Raw genomic sequence first — 16,520 nt, forward strand, 5'->3', positions numbered from 1 at the left:
TCACGGCGCGCGGCGACTTAAAGGGTCGTTGCGCTTTCTCCTCCATCGGTTAGTCCGGCGCGATCAGCCGAATCGGTTGGAGGTGTTGACGTGAGGAGAAAGGACCATGCTGTCTTGAGAAGAAAGGCAGCTAAATCGAAGGTCGATTCTTCGGTCGGCCCGAAGAATGAAGCCGCCCTCGTAAGGGCCAAGGAATTTGAAAAATTTGCCGCGCAGCAAGGGGAGATGGTTGCAGGAGCGGAAGAAGCGGCCGTCAGTCTGGACTATGAAGCGGTAACTGAAATCGTTCGCAAAGGCCAGGAACTAGCCGAAGACGAGGAAGCTTGGCAGGAATTCATCACCCTGCCTTTCTGGACGGTTGAGGTGAAGAAAGGCAGACCGAAACCGGAGGACCGACCAGAAGCGATCCGGTACATGTTGCGTCGCTATCGAGGCTCCTCTGAATTGCAGTCCAAGCAAGCGAGTGATCGTTGGCGAGCCGTGAGAGTGCTGCTTGACGAGGACATCCCGCCAAGCCGAATGATGAAGGCTTTTGAGCAGCGCGGCGGATATCGAGGCATCAACCGGTCCAAGCGCGAAGGTCAGAGTTTCGTCGAGTCAGCGGCCAAAACCGTCAGGGCGAAGCCGTCCAGTGTCGGTTCTGGCACGACGTCTGGCTTGCCTGACAAGACCGCCGTCTCTTGTGTTCTGAAGGCGGTTTTTCCCGACAATGTCCGTGCCCTGACCAGCTTGACTGTTCCTTGCAAGGTCAAACTGATCGGCACCATCGAAGAACTGGGCGCTATGACTGAGATCCGTGTGCAGAGGCTGGTGAAGTTGAAGCCACGTGACAGCTAGGAATGATGGTGACCGCCGTTGTCGGTGCGCCGGTCACCATTCATCTTCTCAGGGCTACCTGCAGAGCGTCAAATCGCAACACTAGATGCGTTGCGTAAAGCACCATGTTCCCTATCAGTTGGGATGCCAATTTCAAACAATCGAGCAGCATGAAAGGCGTCGGATTCGCCGCGCAGGAAGTGCTGCTCTTCACAAGGCCAGATGCCGGTTTCTAGGAGCCTGCATATGGGTACCTATGCCTGAAATCGTACGAAACCACGGTGCACTCGCAGCAACGCTGGTCACTGCACCAATCATTACACACCGACACCAGTCACACACAACTCAAGGAAGGTTCGAAGATGGTTTTGAGCCACGATATGGAATACCTGATCGCCGGGTACGGCTACATGTTCAGAGAACGGGTCCAGCAAGGCTGGCGGCCGACCTTCCTAACTTTCACGTTCAACCATCTCCGGGGATCGCCGAGCAACGTTGCGTGGCAGATGCGTGACGAGCTCGAGCGCGTCTACGCGAAGGTGCTCACTCGCATCGAGCGCAAGCCTCGCAATGTCTCGCCAGACCTTCTTCCGCTGTGGGTTTGTTGCCCGGACTTCCCTGTCGCCAAGACCGAGAAGCATAGCTTCCGAGACGCAGTGGTGAACAATGGACGGCACGTCCATGCCATCGCCGTGGTGCCACCGTGGTCGAGGATGAAGGGGACGCTGGATGATCATTTCTACGAACATCAGAACCAGTACACCGGCAATGATAAGCCCCTGTTTCGCATCGAAGCCGTCCCGCTCACCCATCGTGGGTTCTTCGTTACGGACTACGCCCTCAAGGGCAGTAAGAGCCCGCGCATCGGTTACGATGAAATTATCATCCTGCCCCGCAGCACATCAGAGATTCCCGTGAAAACGAAGCCTATGAGAGATGGCGATGCCCAAGGCGTGTAAGCCGCCTCCGTCGACCGCCGATCAGGAAGGCGCAGACCAACAAAAATCGCTCGGTAAAGCGCTGCGTCCACACCGACGTGGATTGATCATAGGAGCCAAGAATATGCGTAGTCCCCGCGAAGTTTCCACCTGCGCCGATCTCCGAGAATTGTTGATCGGCTTGCTGACGTCCGGCAATCGAGATTACAGCCTGCCTCGTGCCTTCGTCGACTTGCTCGATGATATTTTCCTGCGGCTGGATGCGACCATCGATTCACCCTGCATCGAGCCTCTCGTCGGCCGGTGTATGTTTCGGGTGCTCGACGACTCGAATCAGGAAGTCTTGCAGGATAGCTCCCCCATCGAGATGACCCGTCCAAGCGTCACGTTCCTCAAGAGGATCGCTGGCATCATCGCGTCATGCGACCGGGTAGAGAAGATGGACGTTGTCGATGCTGCAACTTCGGCGCTGGGTTGCGACCGTGGCCTGCTGCCCAGCTATGTAGGCAACCGCCTCTGGGTTCGCAGCTCCCGCAAGTTTGAAAAGCGCTGCAAGTGCAAGGTGACTGTGGACCTCGGCCACGATCTCCTCGTCGAGCCCTTCACCGGCAGCGCCGACAGCCTCCCGCACGAACATGATTTCGGGAACGTCGTTAAGCGTTTCGGTGCTCAGTTCGAGTTCTAAACGCTCGGTCCTGACGGGACCAATTTCGCAGCCCCGTCAGGACGACCTTTGGGCTCAGCAAACTGAGATTTCTTGACATAGGAACATATTCCTGCTAGTATGCTTGCGGCAAGCTGCGTCGCCCGACGGGCTCGGCCAGACCCTAACAGGAGCCTTAACATGCCTTTGACAGATACACCCGACACGCCGTGTCGGCACCGCTCAAATCACACCTTAAGGGGCCCTCTGGGCCCTTTGTCATATCTGGAGGCAAGACAATGAATGTCGCCTCCGAAACCACCCGATCGTTGATCGTGTTCGGACGCGACGAGACACGCAAGCCCCACGCGTCGGTCTTTCTGCTGCCGGAAGTCGAGGCGGCAGAAAGCGCTGCAAGGCTGATGGGGATGCATTCGCACCGCGTTGATCCCGGCGAAGTGCCCGAGATCGTCATGCGCCTTCCGGCTGGCAAGCTTTTCGACAGCGGCAAGGCTTTCGTGCCGTTCGTCAAGGGCGATCTGTATACCCGCATCGTGACCCTTGCGGGGGTCGCTGACGAGCGCGACAGCGAGCCGGGCGACGACAAGGCCGCCGACAGCCCCGAAAACGCTTCAGCGGGCTCGCCTGCGCCGGTGGCGGCCCATGGCGGGGGCGACGGTGGCGGCGATGCCGCTGGCGGTAACGGTGGCGACCTTTGGGCAAAGCTGGCCGTCGGCGACATGGTGCTGGCGTCAGAGGGTCCCGACGAGGGATACTTCGAAGCCCGGATCATGAAGGCAAAGGCCAAGGGCATCTTCACCTTGAAGTTCAGGGACTACCCGGACGCACCGCAGGTCGACCGCAGCTACTACCAGCTCGGCCTGATCCACCCGCGTCAGCTGGCGAAGAAATAAGTGGCCTTGCAAACGGGCCGGGTTCGTCCTGGCCCGTCACCCCCACAATCAAACATTAATTCGAAGGAACCACCCCATGATATGCTCACCAGAGCGCGTCGGTCGGCTATCAGCGGCTGATCGTACCGCGCGTATTCGAACCCTCAACGATCAACTGCGCCAGACCGGTACTGGCGGGCGCATGGTGATGACCGCCGGTGTCGCCGCACTGCCTGCCCAAGAGATCGGCGCCATATTGCTGGCCATCGCCAGCTTCGACGCGTTCGACGAGGACAACGATCCGTGGGGCCAGCACGATTGCGCTCTTCTGCACGTCGGCGATCGGCAGCTATTCTTCAAGATAGACTACTATGACCGCGCTCTCGCGAACCTGTCGCCAGATGCCTCCGACCCGGCCGTCACCATTCGGGTGATGACGGTCATGCTGCCGGAGGAATACTGATGTTTTCCTCTGCACAGGGCACAGGGGCGCAGTTCCCCGCTCGCCTAACCTGCCTTTGGCTTTCTTCCCGACGAAAGCGGCGGCGGCTCATGAGCCCCCTTCGGAGGTTCGGTCAGAAGAGCCGCGGCCGGGACGGCAAGTGCCTTCGCCAAAGCTTCGAGCGTATCGGTCGTTACGTTTTCAGAACCGCGTTCGACGCGACCGACATACGAACGATCGATCTCAGCCGCCAGCGCCAGCCGCTCTTGCGACAGCCCGCGTTCGACACGCAGCTTGCGGAGATTCCAACCAATGATCTTGCGCACGTTCATCGTGGGCAAGAAGGCAGTACAAACGGCTTGACAATCGACGGACCAATAGTCCCCTATTTCCAATTTCGGGGGATTGCACGATTCATGTGCTTGCTTGGGGGAGTGAAATGAAAATTGCGGTTGGGATTATCGGAATTCTGCTCGGCTTGATTTCGATGCTGCAGTCCTGCGCAGTGGCGACGGGCGGAAGCATTGCGGCCAATCATGATCTGGCGGGCGCTGGCTCGGTTGGCGTTCTCGTTGGTTTGCTGTTCTTTGTCGGCGGCGCCTTTGCGTTCGGCCTGCCGCTGGTCTCGGCGATTATTTTCGTCGTCGGCAGCTTGTTTGCTTTCATCGCGGCCAGCTCATTCACCGACATGAAGATTTGGGCCTTCGCCGACCTGATCCTCGCCGCCATGGCGTATTTCGCATGGAGAAGCGCGCGGCGTGGCCGGGCGGGGTCGGCTGCGGAGACCAAGACAAAATGAGACCTCTGATGAAGGCGATTGCCATCGCCGCCGCTACCATCCTCTGTTTGTCGCATCCCGCAGTCGCCGCGCAGCCCACGTGCGACGAATTGGTGCAAGGCGGCAACTACTTTCAGGGAAAAGCCTTCGAAGATTTAAGCGTAGCCCAGATTGACGCTCTGCTGGAGATTGCCGGTAAGTGCAGCTCCGAGGCTTCAACCATCGAAAACTACGACGTAATTTTGGGGGTGCGAGTGAGCCGACTTGAGGACGCACGAGTACAAGCGTCAATGGTTGAGGCAAGCCAAGCCAAGGCGAATGCCTCCGAACAAGAACTCGCCAAACTGACAGAACAAGCTCGAGATCTTCCAACAGATCCTTCGTCACGGCCCGCCTTGAACCAGATCCGAGCCGACATGATTAGGATCCGCAACGAGTCGGTCGAGGTCTGGCAATCCAAAGAATGGAACGAATTGGACAACGTCACCACTGAGAAACTGCAAGCCATCGAAACGGGTCAGATGCAACAAGCGCCCCCTACCGAAAATGGCGGAACAGCAGATTCCACCACACCAGAACCTCCAAGCCTTCAGAATTTCGCCGACCAAAGTTCCTCTGAGGCCCGCATATCAGAAATGACTTGCTCAGCAAGAGGCACAGCAGTGCTGGGGGTAGTGAACATGGGAAAAGAAGACCCCGAGAGCATTGTGCAGGTCGCACTCACGTCGACAGGCAATTTCGTGATCGAAGGACGAGAGGTCAAGGCTTTCGATGTCCTCCGGAGCGGTGATAAAATCGCCTTCTCAATGATTGCGGTGGCAGACTATCTCGCAGGGACCACGGGGGCTTCAACTGGCCTCAGCGATGATGAGGGTATGCAATTTCATGCAATGCAAAAGATGTTCATTGAAGGGGCATTGAATGGTCGTAGAAGGTTCGCGATCTACGACGTAGCGAACAGCAGGCTGACCTTTGCAGATGCCGATGGAAAGCAATTCAAGAACATAACCGAAGCCGATTGCTGGGCTCACTGACCAGATGCATCGTGCACCACAGGGCCCAGCGTATTGGGATAGACATCTAGATGGCTCAAGGTTGCCAAGGATGTCACGAAAGGCGCGGGTCCATTGGCGCACGCTTCGTGCCACGTGGTGATGTCGTAGAGGTTGCTCATGCTCCAAGCATCGCGGAATTGGCTTGTCGCTTCCCTACGGTCGTAGGAGCGCGCCGCCAAACTGCGCCCACAAGCGTTCGCACTCTCTCGCTCTTAGGCTCGGGGTGCCCGGTTCGCCATAAAAGACCATCGCTGCGTGGACGTCGTATCCAAGGACCGATGCGTTGGCCACGAACTGAATGGCCAGTCCCGACGTAATGGCACCGATTCTGGTCTCAGCTTTAGTGGTGAGGTCTACCACACCGAACACTTCCGCAGTGGTGCTCCTACCAGCCAAAACGGCGGCAGAGGTAGCATTATTGACGGCAAGGAGCATTTCGGTTGTCGCCCGCTGAAATGGCTCTACCAACTCTTCAAATTCAGGTTTGTTCCCTATCAGGCGACGAGACAGGCATTCTGCTCTTCGCCGACGAAATGCTTTGAGTTTTTGGGGAAGATCGTGATTCAACTCAGACGTCGAAAAGAGAAGAACCCCCGGAAGCCAAGCCTAAAAGCAATTAGTGCTGTCGGGGTCTGGGTTGCAAGATTCTGGTATCGACTCTATCGGGCAGAGGGGGATGGGTCGGCGCTTTGATGGAAGCCGTCGCGATTGCGTCCGGTGGCAGCAGTATGACCATCTTGGCCTCGCGAATCGGCCATAGCGGCTTTCCGGCTACGAGGAATATGACTGCGATCACGCATATCAACAGAACGGCGGCTAATAGGTCTGCGATGATTTCGCCGATCTGCATCGCTCGCTCCGTTGGCAAACGAACACCCGCCGCCGATGCGGCGGGTGTTCATGACCAAACTGACGACGAAGGGACTCATAGTCGCCAGTCCATATGGCCAATGCGCTAGGCCGGTGTTTTGTTGCGGGTTGGGACCAATGGCGCGGCGACGTCGGACTTCGGTCCCAATTGCTAAGGATGTTGCAAATCGGACATTCTTCAGTCGCCTCGGCTGAAATACCCCCAACTAGCCCCATAGCCGACGCATAGCCCGGCTTGCTAAAGCAAGAGCCGAATCCTACGCCGCCATCGAGGCAAGCCGGGCATCATCCTTTCGGGTTGCTCCTAGGACGGGGCACCCGGAGCGGCGCCGCTTTGAACAGCTGCAGACTTCGCTGAAGGTGGCATCCAGGCGTGGCGCGCGTCTCGGCGGTCTACCTTTTTGCTCTAGGCCTTTTTTTCTTTGCGTGAAGTCCGCAAGTGAGATTAGCTCGCGCAGAGAATATTAGCGATTGGGAACATACGGCTCCTACGGAGGTTTACCGGGTGATCGGCTCTCTGGGGAGGTTGCTATGAGAAACCTGCTACTTGCTTCGGTGCTTGCCGTCGCCTCGGCCGCAGTCACGGTCATGCCTGCGGATGCACAGTTCTTCGGCCCCGGCATGGGCGTTTTTGGTCCGTTCGGCGGCATCGGCCCATTCGGCGGTGGCCCCTTCTACGGCGGCGGCCCGTTTTACGATTATGGCGGCCGCTATTACGGCCCCCGCTATCGCGATTACTATCCCGGCTACGTTGCCCCCTACCCGCATCGCTACTACTACCGGCATCGGCACTATGGCCGTTGCCACGTGAGGTGGGTGAGGCATTGGCGTCATCACCACCGGGTGCAGGAACGCGTTCGGGTTTGCCCGTACTGACAGGTCGGACATTGGACCTGACGCGCTAGGAAATCCCGCGCAGCAACGGCTCGGTTAAGCTCGCCGAGCGGCGTTGCGCGCCAGATCGGCGTAAATTTCAGTCCGGTCGCCGTCGTATTTTTCGATCAACGCCAAGGTTTCCTCGCGGGTCATTTTGCCAAGCTTCATCAGAAATTCGAATTCATGCTTTGGGACGGACGAGGCGAGCCGTTTCAGCTTCGTGCCCCTGCTTTCACCGCTACCAACCATGGAACCTCCGTCAGCGACTGATCGGTCGCGGCTGCGCGAGCTAGACATTTTGCCACCATCGTCCGCGATCTATCTCTTTGAAGAGTACTCGATGACTTTGGTTCGTCAGGACAGCGGTGTTGCTCGGTCTACCCTCGCCTTCAGGTTGTCACCATCAGTCTGGCTGCGATCTTCGTCCGCTGCGACCTTTTGGGAGGCCTTCACCTTCGCTTTACGTCCTTCCCGCATTTTTGCTTGGAGATCAGCAAGGCGCGCAAAGAGGGCTTGCGACGTCTCGGCTTCAAGATTCATCATCTTTCATTGTCCCGGTGAGTGGCAAGCTGACATGCGCAACCCGCCGCCATGGCGAGCGGCGGGTTGCCGACCAGTTCAATTTTCAGTCGTAGACTTTCACGATTTTGCGGGTGCTCGGGTCTACCAAAACGGTGCGGTTGTCGATCACCACATACCGGTACTTAACATTGGGAACCTCGTGGAGTTCGACCGTGTCTGGCAGGGCCGTGCCGACATTCAACTCCACACCCGGAACCTTAACAGAAGCCATCGGTTGCTTTTTCACGTACTCGCGCACGACGGTGTCCTGTTCCGGCGTGATAACAACATCTTGTGCCGCAACCGAACCGACGCTGGCTAACAGCAAGAGCCCCGCAGCGACGCTGGAAAGGTGCATCCTCATAGTTTATCTCCTCAAGTGATCTGGCGACAGCGATGATCTTCTGTGCGCCAGCCGACCGAACAGGGAGCTAGGCTAAATGTTCCCCTACAGGACTTCAGTCTGAGCCGGGACCAAAGGCGCCCCTCGAGCTGTCTACCCAATGGCACCGGCGGCTGCCTCACAAAGTACGCCCGCCGCTCCTCAACAAGCGGCGGGCGGCCTCCACGTGGTGGATAGGATCACTCGATGATTTGCACGACCTTGCGCGTATCGGGATCTACGAGCACTGCATGATCGCCAACGACGGTGTACTTGTATCTCACGTCGGGGACGTCGATTGTGTGAAGCTCAACGGTATCAGGAAGCGCGGTGCCGACGTTGAGTTCCACGCCTAGGAGGCTGACCGATGCGAGCTTTTGCTTGTGGATATATTCGCGAACGACCGTCTGCTGCTCAGGCTTGAGGATCAGCACGTCACCGGCAAACGAAGTGGCGATACCGGCCATGAGCATGAGAGCGCCTGTTGCGCTGACGACAAATTTTTTCATTTGGAAAGTCCTTCTCAGGATTTGGAGCTAACTCAGCGGTGCCAAGTGGCGTTAGCCAGCAGGGGCAGGAGCTGAGGGCTTGGAGGGTGCGGCTGGCGCTTCCACTTTTGGCGCCTCAACCTTGACGTTGATGTCCTTGCTGCTTCCACCTTGAATGTTGATGACGCCGGTGAAAATCAGCAAGACAACGATTGCGATCAGTCCGAGAACAACGGCGACCGCAGTGCCGCCGCCACCTCCCGAATTAACAACAGTTGGGCCATCGGCCATGATTTCCTCTCCTATTTCAATCGGTTACGGATCATCAACGTTGCCCGCCGCGTTGCGTTCCGCCGGGGGGCTAAGGTCTGCGGAGCGCTCCGACTGAGGTCTTACGGTGCAACCTGTATGGACCGGATGCGTTACCGCCGGGCCGCCGACCGTAGGTCCAGTTTCGGTCATGAATAGTGGGAGCAAGAAGCGTTGACCTTGATCCAGAGATCCGATGCCGGTGACGGCGCAAACCGCCCTGCAAATGATAACGATAATGCCGCTCCTGCATTCCTTTCGGCTCTCGACGGCATCTATTTGGCAGACGATGATGAAGCCATTGCTGACCTCGTCAGGCGGACCGAGCGCAAGGCCATCGCATTGGTAGTTGGGATGGCGATCTGCCTGATCTTTGTCCCCGCGCTATGGCTTGCGCTGAGCTATGGAATATAAGACGGTCCTCTTCACGAGCTATCCTTCTTAAGCCAAGCGCCCTCGACTGTTTGCACGTCAGCGAGTGGTTCGTGCTCGTAGCTCTGTCGCCGCTGAACTGTAGTTGGCTGATGCGGCGTTCTAGTTAGCCAGACCAGCGGAAGCGGCAACGGCCTATTCTTGGCTTCTGACAGGAACGATGCGAGGCATGGCCGAGCCTCGCTTCGACTCCCGTGCCCGTCTCGCCATCTTGTACCTGCGTCGCGATCTGACTGCTTCTTCCGCCTGCTCGCGCGACATCTCTCCCGCGCGGCCATACGGCTTCTTTTCTGGCATTCGATTGTCGTTGGAATTTTGTGTCACCGCCACGTCCGTCTCCGTTCGGAGCCGAACTTCGATTTGCTGGAACTGTTCCATGTGCACCCGCTGGTGCTGAGCGTATTTTCAGCTGAGAAAGACGTTGTCTCGTGACTCAGATGCCCGAGGTCAAATTCCGCCGCACTGAATTTCAATCCTCGCATCAAACCGCCACCTAGAACCCGGTGAGAGCACGTCGAGCAGGTGCAGGTATTCAGTCAATCTTGCCGGGCCGACCGGCCTTGGATTCCTCCAAGTCCAACTGGGCGCGACTGGCATGAAGCAATGCTGCGATCAAATTTCCGTCGGCTGACTTTTTGCCGGTGTATAGGCGCACAAGCTCGCGCGCCTGGACCTTCCAATCGGAGTCCGGGCTATCCCGGACGGCTGACGTAAGAGCCCGGGAGAGTATGTCAGAATCGAACAACGAAATACTCGGTCGGCTTCCTTTCACGGCCAAATCGCATCCTGTTGATCTGCGGCGTTCGCGACACTCGAAAGATGGACAATGACGAGCATCGGCATCACCCAAAATAGGTCGATTCCTTCACGTGCTCAATTTCGGAAGCTCTCGGTGACCGATCATAGGACGCAGCGGCGCAGCGTAAATACCGCAGGGCAGAACCACCGCAATAACAAAGGTTAAGCGATAGGCACAAAGCCGACTAGCTGCGGTCCAGCTTACCTCTCCGGCACCTGCCGTTCGCCGAACGCGTCAAATTAGCGGAACCTAATCTCCCGGCGTTGCTTGTCTCGATATGAACGATCATGCCGAGAAGCTGGGACCCGGCCCTGCACCAAAGTGGGAGAACCGGAAGGGAATTTTGATCTCGGCCGCAGTCGTTGTGCTCGCGTTCTGTGCTCTTGGCGGCTGGTGGATCTTTAGATGAGCACACGCGGCATCAACTTTCTGCACAAATGGATTGCTAACGACATCCCAGAGACAGCGCCTCCCGATGCGGTCTCAATCGGAGAACTCACCCACAAGCTCTTGGCCGACGCCAAAGCGGTCGGCATCAAGAGGATAGAGCTAGATGAGGATGTGGAGAGCCTCTACCGCATTTTCGTGGAAGCCATCGCCCACTTCGACGCCGGAATTCCAGAATAGTCCACCGATCTATGATCTCATTCAAAGAGCCGATGCATCCGCTGGTGGGATTTTTATCAAATGGCGATGCCGTTCGAACAACACTAGCTTGTCTGGGTAGCCGAGACGAATCTTAGCATCGCACGTCTCGCAGCGAAACATGGATATTACCTTGAACCATGACCCTCGCCTTACAATAGGATGTGAGCATTTGGGACAGTCGAAAACAAGCTCCGCATCCCCCAACTCGTCAGGTATGGGCATTGAAAGTCCTTTTTGGGGAGTTTTGATCCATCCGGTAAACTGCGGTCAGGGTAAGCCCGGTGACCATGGTCGAAGATTAGAAAATCATAGGTCCATCCCACGCTACCGCTCATCCCTTTTGAGCCTAGGGTTCGCCCCCTGAGCGAAACGACGAGCGAACCTAATCGACGCAGGAAGGGACGTAGCTGCGGCTGCGCACCCAACATCGATCTCTCGAGACAGTTCCTTACCGGAAGCCAAGCTCAGACCAATGCGTTTGGGCGGCGGGACTTAGGTCCGGCCGGACGCCTTCACGCTCGCACAACCGTTCAGGGCCTTTTCTAGAAAAGCCGCTTAGCGCGGTCACGCGCTGGGACCCCAATGAGGCCACTTCCAACTGTCGGCTCATCTTCGTACGCTTTCAGACAGTCAATCGTAGGGGTGGAACGCCCTTCAACTTACGTGGTTGTTAGGCGGGCCAAATCGAAGGTTCGCTTATGGGTGAGACCAAAAACGACACGGCTACTGCATGGATTGAAAGGCTGGTCAAAGAGGCCGGGATCACCGAGGATCAAGCCCGAGAACTGATATTTTTGCTTGGGCTCAATTGGTCCTCGCTGCTCCGCGAAGCAAAGCTGCTGAGAAAGTCTGCCCGTACATGGTAACGGACCGCAGAGGCGTCCCTGACCTCCATGCGCAGGCGGGCAAGTTCGTCAAGCAACACACGCATTCGCGCCCTCTGGTGTGCAAGGCTGGCGCGTAGAGCGCGCGCCAGCACGATCTCGTTGAAGCCGTCCGGAATATCGGGAATCACGCCCGACTAAACGGCCATTGCGGGAATGTCATCCCCCATGTAGCACGGCTATCCTACCGCTGGGTAGCGCGGACAACGAGAACCCGCCACAATTAAGAGCGCGGCGGGCTTCGTCTCATCCTTGCAGCAACCGGCTACATCCTTGAAGGAGAACAACCCCGCCGTATATCTCGGGTAGCGGCGGGTGTTCGGCTGCCACAACCGTGCTGTATCACGCGGCCTCTCTCATGTTTGCGTAGTTGACATCGATCTGCTGGACCGAACGCTGCTTGGCCCAGTTCCTTTCAGCGTCGAGCAGTTCACTCTGCCCAGTCAAACCATTCATAAAAAGCCTGAGCACGTGCGCAGCTATGCGCTCTCCGTTCTGCGAACTAAGAGATACGCCGTGCTCTTTGCAGACCATGTGACAAACTCGGGCCAGCATCTCAATATCGCTCGGCTCAAAAACCTACCCGGATACAACATACCGTTTCCCTGTTGGACAGTTACGATAGCTGTCCCTTACGCAAGGTCACCAGCAGCCACAATCAACTATGATAGTGACATCTCGATTGTCGCAAAAAAGGCTTCGGTCGCAAGAATGGCCGCGCTTTCTGGCCACGGCCGTCATCTGCTCGGCAGCGCAGCGGAACATTAGCGCCCGCTGTAAGTTGGGTTCCAACCCCAATAAGGTCCTCGATGGCACAGAATCCTTCCTCGAACATTTTGATCCGCAAGCTCCAGACGATCTCTGACCTCGGACCATCAGACACTACGATCTTGGGAAACGTGGCAATTCAGGAGAAGGAATATCAGGCCAACGCAGACATTCTGCGCGACGGCGACCAGCCGACGCTTTCCTTTGTTGTTCTAGACGGCCTGATAGGCTCGACTAAAATGACAGGTGATGGCAAACGCCAGATCACCTCGTTTTTCGTTCCCGGCGATATTCCCGACCTTCATGGACTGCACCTGTCGGTCATGGACTGCAGTTTTACACCTTTAATGCGCTCTCGCGTAGGCTTCATGCGGCATGACGCCCTTCGCGCTATTTGCGACCAGCACCCCTCCATCATGAGGGTTTTTTGGCGCTCGACAGTAATTGATGCGGCGATCTATCGAGAGTGGGTCACCAACGTTGGAAGACGCGATGCCTGTACTCGTATGGCTCACATTTTGTGCGAACTCATTGTCCGCCTCCGGGCGGTCGGCCGCATTGAAGATCATGTGGCCCGCCTTCCGATAACGCAGGCTGCGCTTGGTGATGCGCTTGGCCTTTCCACAGTGCACGTGAACCGAGTGCTCCAGGACCTTAGACGCGACGGTCTGATCTCCACCGTGGGCTCGCGTTTTCATGCAACCGACTGGTCAGGGCTCATTCGCGCCGGAGATTTTGACCCTACCTATCTGCACCAAAAGGGCCGCTGAAGCGTTGTGGCAATAGAGGTGTTCCATGGCGAGATATTTCTTTGACAGCGCTGACCGTGACGAGCTCGTGAAAGACGAGGTGGGAATTGAATGTGACGGCATCGAGGGAGCATGTCGTGAGGGCATAGAAGGACTCAGAGATCTGGCGCGAGAATCCCTCAAGGATCTCGATGGCCAGCAATTAGCTATCTACGTCAGGGACGAGACTGGTGAAGGGCTGCTGAGCTTGAGCATCACCCTTCAGAAGAAGCTGAGCGGGCTTTGAGGTTACCCCGTTTCATTCTAGGTCGTGCGAGCGCGTGAAGCCGCCATAGGCATCGTTGGGCCTGCCAACAGGCCGCCACCTGCGCTCTTCTTTTTCGGGGTCAGCCGTGGGTGCGCAGATATATCTCCTGCTGGGCGGTTGTGATTGCGAGTCATGCACCTCCTAGCCTGCCACAAAAATCCGGCGCACCTTCTTCGTAGCTTTTGAGTTGCGCCTTATCGGCGAGGGCACGGTTGGCTCCTGTGCCAGACGGGCTTCTTTCAACCGCGCAGTTTTGGCAGCACGTTCGGCCCTTTCTTTTTCTACAATAAGTGCCGCAGCCGCTGTTGCCTGCTCGTTACGGCCGTCATCGCTCGACCACGGCATCTCAGTGTCTCGCCCTAAGTTTCATCGCCCGCCGTGCCATTTTGTATCTGAGCCGCGCTCTGGCTTCTTCTATTTGATCCTTAAGCGTGGTTTCGGTCGCCTTGACCGGCTTCTTGCTCGAATGATTATTGTCGTTGGCAGCTGGATTGATGGGCATCTCGGTTCTCCAATGCGAGCCCGAACTTCGAGACGCTGGAAGAGTTCCCTCTTCGCACTCAGGAATCTTGCGCATCGTATGGAGTGATGGAACGTCTATGCTGCAGTGGTCGACCTCGCGGCGGCGGCAGCACACGCCATTGGCGGGACTGGTAGCGGCCAAAAAGCGCGCAAACTGGGAACCGACAGGTCACACTAGGTAATAGTTGGCTAGTGCACTGCCCGTTCATCCCTACAGTTGGGTAGCGCCTGAGACAATCCAGTCAACCAAGCCAGCTTTAATCTGCTCGCACCCGGTGAACTCGAATACCAAGCTCTTAGCCAGATCCCGCCATTGACAGTCAGGCACTCCCGTTTCCAATACCATATCGTGGAACACCTTGCGGATAATGTCGGCGTCGAATGCGGACACGGTTGTGGGGGCCGGTTCTGCATCTGCCCTCACCTTGTGAGCATCATCGCGCTGGCGCTGGCGAAGCCTTTTCAGCAGTTCTCGTGATACCGCAATCGTCCGTCTGGTTCGATCCATATCCTGGCGGAGTGCGGCGGCTCCGACCAAGGAATTGTGTCGCGACAGGAAGCTGGCTTCGATAGCCGCTCGGGCGATGTCTGTTTGCGTTGAAACCATCGCGGCGTCCCTTCCAGCGAAGGGTAATTGCTACACTGTTTGGAAGCGCGTTTCAAAATGATTCAAAGTGCGTTCTTTACCAAGTGAAGGAGGCCCGGCCTGTCGTGCCCCCGAAGCAAAGCTGCTGAGGAAGTCTGCGCGCACGTGATAGCGGAAGGCAGAGGCGTCCCTGACCTCCATGCGAACACAGGCAAGTTCCTCAAGCAAAGCACGCGTTAGCGCCCGCTGCTGCGCTAGGCTCGACCGCAGGGCGCGAGCGAGCACGATCTCATTGAAGGCGTGGGGGGGGGGGTCGGCAAGCATGGCCGGAAAAACGGCCATTGGGGAAATCTTCATCCCCCATATAGCACGCCTCGCAGGCTATCTCCTAATCTGCCTTGTCGAATATATAACGCTGATGAATATGGGGAACAAAAGGAGATCAAACGCGTTTTGCCGTTCTGCGCATGGAGGAACGAAATGCAAGCTTCGGCCCGAGAAAAAAGCGATAACATCAACAAGGATCCTGACGAATGGACGACTGGTGACGAGCCAATGACTCCGTCGCAGGCTTCCTACCTCAAAACATTGTGTGAACAGGCGGACGACGACAAAAGTTACGTCGAAGATCTCAGCAAAGCAGAGGCCTCCAAGCGAATTGATGCCCTAAGGGCGAAGCTGAAGCTTTAACGGAACTTGGGAGCGACCGTTCCGAGCCCCGCGAGCAACCATGTGCCGCTTATGCAAATACCAGTGCCGTTCTCACCGTCATAGCTGCACGTCAGGGTATGCCCTGAGGTGATGTAACATAATCCATCACGCGCGATGTAACATCTGGGTTGACAGCGACTGTTTGTGACAGTGTAGCCTCGGGCCTAAACCCTGAAGTGACCGGCTGTGGCGCATTGCCCGCGCCCGGGGTCAGCACGATTGAGCAAGACCTCGTGAATGAATGGCGGGCTTTTTTGTCCTTTGTAGAACCTCAGGTTCAAGAACTCGTTCCAGCGATGGCAGCGCCTAGCGCCGCTGGTCAAGGAAAGGCAACCCTTGGCCGGGCCCGCATCACCCCCCAGTGGTGCGGGCCCTCTAAACGCCAATCGGGTATACCTCGATGAGCAGGTGGGCCGCCTTTGACGCTATCGTGTTGTTAAGCCTGTGGACTGTCCTGCCGTGACGCAGCAGACGCTCGAGGCTACGACTGCACAGCGGGCTGCCCCGGCCATCAAGCGGGATACGATTGGGCCGAACGAAATGGTATTTCGGACGCCAACGACTGCGATGGCAATAGCCAATCCTTCAATGAAGGTTGTCAGGCTTACGTTGAGGAGCAACAGCCAGCGCCAGACGATGAAGCCCTTCTCTAGACTCTTCCGCCTGACAGAAGCATTCTCCCCTCGGGGAGATGGCATGGGCAATTCTGTTCATCCGTGGGCTAGACGGCGAACACCTTGGTGGCGTTCGCTTCTGCGAGTTCGTCTTCCTGTTTCTCTGGCGCTGCTTGGCACGGCGTCCCTCGCTTATGTCGCGATAGACACCCGCCACTCTCTTCCAAACGTTCATTATCCCGGCAGATCAACGACCTCCGTCGCCGTGCGCAGAGTGGGCTGCGACATCAAAGGAAACATCAACGATCGCGGCGAGCATATCTATCACGTGCCGGGTCAAGAGTATTATCTGGCCACACGCATTAACCCGGCGCGAGGAGAGCGTTGGTTCTGCTCCGAATGGGAAGCTTGGTGGGCTGGCTGGCGAAAGGCCAAGGTATAGTCGAATG

At 57.1% G+C, this 16,520-nt stretch carries 21 protein-coding genes; 14 read left to right on the plus strand and 7 right to left on the minus strand.

The genetic code is table 11. The annotated features are described in order from the left end of the window. Nucleotides 1-90: 90 nt before the first annotated feature. From AC0NIH_RS23690 to AC0NIH_RS23710, 5 genes are all read left to right on the plus strand, one after another. Nucleotides 91-837, plus strand: a complete 747-nt coding sequence (locus AC0NIH_RS23690) for a hypothetical protein (protein ID WP_474025072.1) — start codon at nucleotides 91-93, stop codon at nucleotides 835-837. A gap of 359 nt (nucleotides 838-1,196) precedes the next feature. Then, entirely contained in the window at nucleotides 1,197-1,775 is a 579-nt protein-coding gene (locus tag AC0NIH_RS23695) for a hypothetical protein (RefSeq protein WP_473466027.1), read from the plus strand. Next, nucleotides 1,753-2,439: a hypothetical protein gene (locus tag AC0NIH_RS23700; RefSeq protein WP_473466030.1), complete on the plus strand. Its 687-nt coding sequence runs from the start codon at nucleotides 1,753-1,755 to the stop codon at nucleotides 2,437-2,439. The genes AC0NIH_RS23695 and AC0NIH_RS23700 overlap by 23 nt, the downstream gene beginning before the upstream one ends. A gap of 257 nt (nucleotides 2,440-2,696) precedes the next feature. Beyond that, entirely contained in the window at nucleotides 2,697-3,311 is a 615-nt protein-coding gene (locus AC0NIH_RS23705) for a hypothetical protein (RefSeq protein ID WP_473466033.1), read from the plus strand. A gap of 181 nt (nucleotides 3,312-3,492) precedes the next feature. Next, entirely contained in the window at nucleotides 3,493-3,753 is a 261-nt protein-coding gene (locus AC0NIH_RS23710; protein ID WP_473466035.1) for a DUF3768 domain-containing protein, read from the plus strand. Nucleotides 3,754-3,797: 44 nt separating this feature from the next. Here the strand turns inward: AC0NIH_RS23710 and AC0NIH_RS23715 are convergent, their stop codons facing one another. Then, entirely contained in the window at nucleotides 3,798-4,064 is a 267-nt protein-coding gene (locus AC0NIH_RS23715) for a helix-turn-helix domain-containing protein (RefSeq protein ID WP_127808036.1), read from the minus strand. 107 nt (nucleotides 4,065-4,171) lie between these two features. Between AC0NIH_RS23715 and AC0NIH_RS23720 the strand changes: the two genes are divergently transcribed. The 3 genes from AC0NIH_RS23720 (at nucleotide 4,172) to AC0NIH_RS23730 (ending at nucleotide 7,311) form a co-directional block, all read left to right on the plus strand. Next, the gene (locus tag AC0NIH_RS23720) at nucleotides 4,172-4,531 is read left to right on the plus strand and encodes a hypothetical protein (RefSeq protein ID WP_473466038.1); all 360 of its coding nucleotides are present in this window, start codon (nucleotides 4,172-4,174) and stop codon (nucleotides 4,529-4,531) included. A gap of 8 nt (nucleotides 4,532-4,539) precedes the next feature. Further along, on the plus strand, nucleotides 4,540-5,544 hold the full coding sequence (locus AC0NIH_RS23725) for a hypothetical protein (protein ID WP_473466041.1): 1,005 nt from the start codon (nucleotides 4,540-4,542) through the stop codon (nucleotides 5,542-5,544). Nucleotides 5,545-6,966: 1,422 nt separating this feature from the next. Continuing rightward, on the plus strand, nucleotides 6,967-7,311 hold the full coding sequence (locus tag AC0NIH_RS23730; protein WP_473466044.1) for a hypothetical protein: 345 nt from the start codon (nucleotides 6,967-6,969) through the stop codon (nucleotides 7,309-7,311). A gap of 354 nt (nucleotides 7,312-7,665) precedes the next feature. Here the strand turns inward: AC0NIH_RS23730 and AC0NIH_RS23735 are convergent, their stop codons facing one another. From AC0NIH_RS23735 to AC0NIH_RS23750, 4 genes are all read right to left on the minus strand, one after another. Further along, the gene (locus tag AC0NIH_RS23735) at nucleotides 7,666-7,854 is read right to left on the minus strand and encodes a hypothetical protein (RefSeq protein ID WP_473466047.1); all 189 of its coding nucleotides are present in this window, start codon (nucleotides 7,852-7,854) and stop codon (nucleotides 7,666-7,668) included. 82 nt (nucleotides 7,855-7,936) lie between these two features. Next, the gene (locus tag AC0NIH_RS23740; RefSeq protein ID WP_473466050.1) at nucleotides 7,937-8,236 is read right to left on the minus strand and encodes a DUF1236 domain-containing protein; all 300 of its coding nucleotides are present in this window, start codon (nucleotides 8,234-8,236) and stop codon (nucleotides 7,937-7,939) included. 218 nt (nucleotides 8,237-8,454) lie between these two features. After that, nucleotides 8,455-8,763, minus strand: coding sequence for a DUF1236 domain-containing protein (locus AC0NIH_RS23745; RefSeq protein WP_127808032.1), 309 nt, complete (start codon nucleotides 8,761-8,763; stop codon nucleotides 8,455-8,457). Between the two features lie 51 nt (nucleotides 8,764-8,814). Further along, nucleotides 8,815-9,033 carry a hypothetical protein gene (locus tag AC0NIH_RS23750; RefSeq protein WP_473466053.1) on the minus strand — a complete coding sequence of 73 codons (219 nt, stop codon included), beginning with the start codon at nucleotides 9,031-9,033 and terminating at the stop codon, nucleotides 8,815-8,817. 192 nt (nucleotides 9,034-9,225) lie between these two features. On the opposite strand from AC0NIH_RS23750, the gene AC0NIH_RS23755 reads away from it, so the two are divergent. The 4 genes from AC0NIH_RS23755 to AC0NIH_RS23770 all read left to right on the plus strand — a co-directional run bounded on the left by AC0NIH_RS23755 (nucleotide 9,226) and on the right by AC0NIH_RS23770 (nucleotide 13,617). Further along, nucleotides 9,226-9,465: a hypothetical protein gene (locus AC0NIH_RS23755; protein WP_127808030.1), complete on the plus strand. Its 240-nt coding sequence runs from the start codon at nucleotides 9,226-9,228 to the stop codon at nucleotides 9,463-9,465. 1,222 nt (nucleotides 9,466-10,687) lie between these two features. Then, entirely contained in the window at nucleotides 10,688-10,909 is a 222-nt protein-coding gene (locus AC0NIH_RS23760) for a DUF768 domain-containing protein (protein WP_127808029.1), read from the plus strand. A 1,714-nt stretch (nucleotides 10,910-12,623) separates the two neighbouring features. After that, nucleotides 12,624-13,352 (plus strand): Crp/Fnr family transcriptional regulator, encoded by a 729-nt coding sequence (locus AC0NIH_RS23765; protein WP_473466056.1) that lies wholly within the window; start codon nucleotides 12,624-12,626, stop codon nucleotides 13,350-13,352. Nucleotides 13,353-13,377: 25 nt separating this feature from the next. Next, nucleotides 13,378-13,617, plus strand: coding sequence for a DUF6894 family protein (locus AC0NIH_RS23770; RefSeq protein WP_473466059.1), 240 nt, complete (start codon nucleotides 13,378-13,380; stop codon nucleotides 13,615-13,617). Nucleotides 13,618-13,984: 367 nt separating this feature from the next. Here the strand turns inward: AC0NIH_RS23770 and AC0NIH_RS23775 are convergent, their stop codons facing one another. Both AC0NIH_RS23775 and AC0NIH_RS23780 read right to left on the minus strand, forming a co-directional pair. Next, nucleotides 13,985-14,140 carry a hypothetical protein gene (locus tag AC0NIH_RS23775; RefSeq protein WP_473466062.1) on the minus strand — a complete coding sequence of 52 codons (156 nt, stop codon included), beginning with the start codon at nucleotides 14,138-14,140 and terminating at the stop codon, nucleotides 13,985-13,987. Nucleotides 14,141-14,371: 231 nt separating this feature from the next. Further along, a complete protein-coding gene (locus AC0NIH_RS23780) occupies nucleotides 14,372-14,767 on the minus strand; it encodes a hypothetical protein (protein ID WP_474025075.1) in 396 nt (131 codons plus the stop codon). Nucleotides 14,768-15,226: 459 nt separating this feature from the next. Here AC0NIH_RS23780 and AC0NIH_RS23785 point away from each other — a divergent pair, with 459 nt between their 5' ends. Both AC0NIH_RS23785 and AC0NIH_RS23790 read left to right on the plus strand, forming a co-directional pair. Next, nucleotides 15,227-15,436, plus strand: coding sequence for a DUF3072 domain-containing protein (locus AC0NIH_RS23785; protein WP_473466785.1), 210 nt, complete (start codon nucleotides 15,227-15,229; stop codon nucleotides 15,434-15,436). A gap of 717 nt (nucleotides 15,437-16,153) precedes the next feature. Beyond that, nucleotides 16,154-16,513 carry a sunset domain-containing protein gene (locus tag AC0NIH_RS23790; protein WP_473466783.1) on the plus strand — a complete coding sequence of 120 codons (360 nt, stop codon included), beginning with the start codon at nucleotides 16,154-16,156 and terminating at the stop codon, nucleotides 16,511-16,513. Nucleotides 16,514-16,520: the final 7 nt, after the last annotated feature.

The organism is Mesorhizobium sp. WSM1386 (genome assembly GCF_055901595.1).